This window comes from Brevibacterium sp. Mu109 (genome assembly GCF_900169375.1).
Taxonomy (GTDB): Bacteria; Actinomycetota; Actinomycetes; order Actinomycetales; family Brevibacteriaceae; genus Brevibacterium; species Brevibacterium yomogidense_A.
Genome location: NZ_FXZF01000063.1, coordinates 1 through 5,714, shown reverse-complemented (window position 1 = coordinate 5,714; position 5,714 = coordinate 1). Strand labels below are relative to the sequence as shown.

General features: G+C 55.5%; 1 protein-coding gene and 3 rRNA genes. 3 read left to right on the top strand and 1 reads right to left on the bottom strand.

From position 1 onward, the window contains the following. A partial coding sequence (locus BSP109_RS17560) for a hypothetical protein (RefSeq protein ID WP_218777932.1) occupies nt 1-197 on the bottom strand: 197 nt, incomplete at its 3' end. Nucleotides 198-202: 5 nt separating this feature from the next. Here BSP109_RS17560 and BSP109_RS16210 point away from each other — a divergent pair. From BSP109_RS16210 to rrf, 3 genes are all read left to right on the top strand, one after another. Next, nucleotides 203-1,731: ribosomal RNA gene (locus BSP109_RS16210) — 16S ribosomal RNA — on the top strand. A 480-nt stretch (nt 1,732-2,211) separates the two neighbouring features. Next, nucleotides 2,212-5,330, top strand: a 23S ribosomal RNA gene (locus tag BSP109_RS16205). A gap of 242 nt (nt 5,331-5,572) precedes the next feature. Then, a 5S ribosomal RNA gene (gene rrf / locus BSP109_RS16200) occupies nt 5,573-5,689 on the top strand. The 16S, 23S and 5S rRNA genes sit together here, the layout of an rRNA operon. Nucleotides 5,690-5,714 lie beyond the last annotated feature (25 nt).

The following is a 5,714-nucleotide window of genomic DNA, read 5'->3' as shown; positions in this document are numbered from 1 at the left end:
GGAGAGCACCTTTCGGTGAGGGCTGGGCGTTGTTTGTGTCTGGTTGGATCGGTTTGTGTGTCTGTTCTTTGAGAACTCAATAGCGTGTTTGTTTGTTTTTGATGATGCCAGTTATTTATTTGCTGGGATTTCAATAATGTAGCTTTTTTAGCAGCTTGTTGATTTCTTGGCCAGGTGATTGACCTGTCTGAAAACATGTTTATTTTTGGAGAGTTTGATCCTGGCTCAGGACGAACGCTGGCGGCGTGCTTAACACATGCAAGTCGAACGCTGAAGCTCGCAGCTTGCTGTGGGTGGATGAGTGGCGAACGGGTGAGTAACACGTGAGTAACCTGCCCCTGACTGCGGGATAAGCCCGGGAAACTGGGTCTAATACCGCATATGACACTTGGCCGCATGGTCAGAGTGTGGAAAGTTTTTCGGTTGGGGATGGGCTCGCGGCCTATCAGCTTGTTGGTGGGGTAAAGGCCTACCAAGGCGACGACGGGTAGCCGGCCTGAGAGGGCGACCGGCCACACTGGGACTGAGACACGGCCCAGACTCCTACGGGAGGCAGCAGTGGGGAATATTGCACAATGGGGGAAACCCTGATGCAGCGACGCCGCGTGAGGGATGACGGCCTTCGGGTTGTAAACCTCTTTCAGTAGGGAAGAAGCCTTTCGAGGTGACGGTACCTGCAGAAGAAGTACCGGCTAACTACGTGCCAGCAGCCGCGGTAATACGTAGGGTACAAGCGTTGTCCGGAATTATTGGGCGTAAAGAGCTCGTAGGCGGTCCGTCGCGTCTGCTGTGGAAACGCAAGGCTCAACCTTGCGCGTGCAGTGGGTACGGGCGGACTAGAGTGCAGTAGGGGAGTCTGGAATTCCTGGTGTAGCGGTGAAATGCGCAGATATCAGGAGGAACACCGGTGGCGAAGGCGGGACTCTGGGCTGTTACTGACGCTGAGGAGCGAAAGCATGGGGAGCGAACAGGATTAGATACCCTGGTAGTCCATGCCGTAAACGTTGGGCACTAGGTGTGGGGCTCATTCCACGAGTTCCGCGCCGCAGCTAACGCATTAAGTGCCCCGCCTGGGGAGTACGGCCGCAAGGCTAAAACTCAAAGGAATTGACGGGGGCCCGCACAAGCGGCGGAGCATGCGGATTAATTCGATGCAACGCGAAGAACCTTACCAAGGCTTGACATACACCGGAATGTGCCAGAGATGGTTCAGCCCTTTGGGCTGGTGTACAGGTGGTGCATGGTTGTCGTCAGCTCGTGTCGTGAGATGTTGGGTTAAGTCCCGCAACGAGCGCAACCCTCGTTCTATGTTGCCAGCACGTGATGGTGGGAACTCATAGGAGACTGCCGGGGTCAACTCGGAGGAAGGTGGGGATGACGTCAAATCATCATGCCCTTTATGTCTTGGGCTTCACGCATGCTACAATGGTCGGTACAAAGGGTTGCGAGACCGTGAGGTGGAGCGAATCCCAGAAAGCCGATCTCAGTTCGGATCGTAGTCTGCAACTCGACTACGTGAAGTCGGAGTCGCTAGTAATCGCAGATCAGCAACGCTGCGGTGAATACGTTCCCGGGCCTTGTACACACCGCCCGTCAAGTCACGAAAGTCGGTAACACCCGAAGCCGGTGGCCCAACCCTTGTGGGGGGAGCCGTCGAAGGTGGGACTGGTGATTGGGACTAAGTCGTAACAAGGTAGCCGTACCGGAAGGTGCGGCTGGATCACCTCCTTTCTAAGGAGCATCACAGAACCGCCTGCGCACTTTGTGTTGTGGGTGGGTGTGGCCACGTGCATGCCGTTCGTGTGTGCAGTGGTTGCTCATGGGTGGAACATCATCAGATTCTTCCTGCGTCTACTGGCCCTGTGTGGTTGGTGGGTGTGGGGCAAACACGCTGTTGGGTCCTGGGAGAACAGGCCCCTGCAGCTCTTTCTGCATTCCGCATGCGTGTGGGTGTGGTGAGGGTCTGTGGGTGGTGTGTGTGTCTCTCGTGGCCGGCTCTGTTCATGGGCTCCCGCGTTGGTGGGGGTGTGTGGGTGGGTGTCTGGTTGTGGATCTGGTTTTTTCATAGTGGACGCGAGCATCTGGGCATCATGACTGTGCCTCATCCTTGTTGGGTGGGTGTGGTTGTGGTGTTCTGTGTAATTTTTGTTGTTGTTGTGTTTCTTGTGTTATCCGACTCGCGCTGCCCGTATGCACTGTTGTGTGGTGGTGGTGTGAGTGTTCAAGAGCGCATGGTGGATGCCTTGGCATCAGGAGCCGATGAAGGACGCGGTAATCTGCGATAAGCCTCGGGGAGTTGATAAACGAACGGTGATCCGAGGGTGTCCGAATGGGGAAACCCCGCGGCATGTTATGTGTCGTGACCCGCATCTGAATATATAGGGTGTGTGGAGGGAACGTGGGGAAGTGAAACATCTCAGTACCCACAGGAAGAGAAAACAATTGTGATTCCGTTAGTAGTGGCGAGCGAACGCGGACCAGCCTAAACCGTGTGTGTGTCAAGCGTGCTGGTGTTGCATGCGCGGTGTTGTGGGGTTGCCCGTCTTTCTCCAGCATGAGGGAGACGCGTTGTGGTGGTTGTAGTCGAACACGGTGGGAAACGTGACCGTAGTGGGTGAGAGTCCCGTAGGCGAAACAGCTGTCTGGCGTGTGTGGTGATACCCGAGTAGCACGGGACCCGTGAAATCCCGTGTGAATCTGCCAGGACCACCTGGTAAGGCTAAATACTTCCTGATGACCGATAGCGGATAGTACCGTGAGGGAATGGTGAAAAGTACCCCGGGAGGGGAGTGAAATAGTACCTGAAACCATGCGCTTACAATCCGTCAGAGCCTCCTTGTTGGGGTGATGGCGTGCCTTTTGAAGAATGAGCCTGCGAGTTAGCGGCACGTGGCGAGGTTAACCCTTGGGGGGTAGCCGTAGCGAAAGCGAGTCCGAATAGGGCGATTGAGTCGCGTGTCCTAGACCCGAAGCGGAGTGATCTAGCCATGGGCAGGGTGAAGCGATGGTAAGACGTCGTGGAGGCCCGCACCCACTTCAGTTGAAAATGGAGGGGATGACCTGTGGTTAGGGGTGAAAGGCCAATCAAACTCTGTGATAGCTGGTTCTCCCCGAAATGCATTTAGGTGCAGCGTTGTGTGTTTCTTGCCGGAGGTAGAGCTACTGGATGGCCGATGGGCCCCACCGGGTTACTGACGTCAGCCAAACTCCGAATGCCGGTAAGTGTAAGCATGGCAGTGAGACTGCGGGGGATAAGCTTCGTAGTCGAGAGGGAAACAGCCCAGACCACCAACTAAGGCCCCTAAGCGTGTGCTCAGTGGGAAAGGATGTGGAGTTGCGAAGACAACCAGGAGGTTGGCTTAGAAGCAGCCATCCTTGAAAGAGTGCGTAATAGCTCACTGGTCAAGTGATTCCGCGCCGATAATGTAGCGGGGCTTAAGCACACCGCCGAAGTTGTGGCAGTACCACGCGTATCCGAGCCGACATTCCTTGTGGGTGTTTGGTTGAGGTGTGGTATTGGGTAGGGGAGCGTCGTGTGGCCGGTGAAGCTGCGGGGTGACCCAGTGGTGGAGGCTATGCGAGTGAGAATGCAGGCATGAGTAGCGAAAGAAGGGTGAGAAACCCTTCCGCCGGATGACCAAGGGTTCCAGGGCTAGGCTAATCCGCCCTGGGTAAGTCGGGACCTAAGGCGAGGCCGACAGGCGTAGTCGATGGACAACGGGTTGATATTCCCGTACCGGCGAAGAACCGCCCATACCGAGGCATGTGATACTAACCTTCTGATGTTCCTCCCTGACCTTCGGGTCGGGGTGTTGGATTGAGGAAGGGACCTGAGCGTGTAGTAGGTAAGCGTATTAACAGGTGTGACGCAGGAAGGTAGCCGGGCCGCGCGATGGTAGTCGTGGTCTAAGGTTGTAGGACTCCTGGTAGGTAAATCCGCCGGGTTTGTGTCTGAGAGCTGATGGGCGCCCACTTTGGTGGGTGATCCGGTGATCCTATGCTGCCGAGAAAAGCATCGACGTGAGGTTCCAGCCGCCCGTACCCTATTACCGACTCAGGTGGTCAGGTAGAGAATACTAAGGCGATCGAGATAATCGTGGTTAAGGAACTCGGCAAAATGCCCCCGTAACTTCGGGAGAAGGGGGGCCATCCTGGTGATCCATCTTTGCGGTGGTGAGCTGGTGGTGGCCGCAGAGACCAGGGAGAAGCGACTGTTTACTAAAAACACAGGTCCGTGCGAAGACGTAAGTCGATGTATACGGACTGACGCCTGCCCGGTGCTGGAAGGTTAAGAGGACCTGTTAGACCACTTGTGGTCGAAGCGGAGAATTTAAGCCCCAGTAAACGGCGGTGGTAACTATAACCATCCTAAGGTAGCGAAATTCCTTGTCGGGTAAGTTCCGACCTGCACGAATGGCGTAACGACTTCTCCACTGTCTCAACCACGAACTCGGCGAAATTGCACTACGAGTAAAGATGCTCGTTACGCGCAGCAGGACGGAAAGACCCCGAGACCTTCACTATAGTTTGGTATTGGTGTTCGGTATGGCTTGTGTAGGATAGGTGGGAGACTGTGAAGCATGCACGCTAGTGTGTGTGGAGTCATCGTTGAAATACCACTCTGGCTATGCTGGATTCCTTAACTTCGGGCCCTGATCGGGTCCAGGGACAGTGCCTGATGGGTAGTTTAACTGGGGCGGTTGCCTCCTAAAGAGTAACGGAGGCGCCCAAAGGTTCCCTCAGCCTGGTTGGCAATCAGGTGTCGAGTGTAAGTGCACAAGGGAGCTTGACTGTGAGACGGACGTGTCGAGCAGGAGCGAAAGCTGGGACTAGTGACCCGGCCGTGGATTGTGGAATCGCGGTCGCTCAACGGATAAAAGGTACCTCGGGGATAACAGGCTGATCTTGCCCAAGAGTCCATATCGACGGCATGGTTTGGCACCTCGATGTCGGCTCGTCGCATCCTGGGGCTGGAGTCGGTCCCAAGGGTTGGGCTGTTCGCCCATTAAAGCGGTACGCGAGCTGGGTTTAGAACGTCGTGAGACAGTTCGGTCCCTATCCGCTGCGTGCGTAGGAAATTTGAGAAGGGCTGTCCTTAGTACGAGAGGACCGGGACGGACGAACCTCTGGTGTGCCAGTTGTACCGCCAGGTGCATGGCTGGTTGGCTACGTTCGGGAAGGATAACCGCTGAAAGCATCTAAGCGGGAAGCCTGCTTCAAGATGAGATTTCCTTTGAGGTGCCCTGTAGACCACAGGGTTGATAGGCCAGATGTGGAAGCGCAGCAATGCGTGGAGCTGACTGGTACTAATACACCGATCACTCATCCAAGTACACTCCTTTCAAAAGGGGAGTGTGGCCCCCACACTTTTTGGTGGGGTGGTTGCGGGTCGGGTAACACGAGTTAAACACTCAACAACATTGTTTTTTACTGCGTCACACACGACTCCTGGTGGGTTTGTGTGTGGTGTGTTCGCGTCCACGTATGAATTGACTTTGGTCCACCATCCCCTGGTGGTTTGTGGGGGTGTGTGAGGCATTGTGCACACGCGCGCGTGTGTGTCCCGTGTTTTTGCGGTGGTTATAGCGGTAGGGAAACGCCCGGTCCCATTCCGAACCCGGAAGCTAAGCCTGCCAGCGCTGATGGTACTGCACTCGATAGGGTGTGGGAGAGTAAGTCACTGCCGCAATATTCTTTGTTTGGTTGGTTGAGGG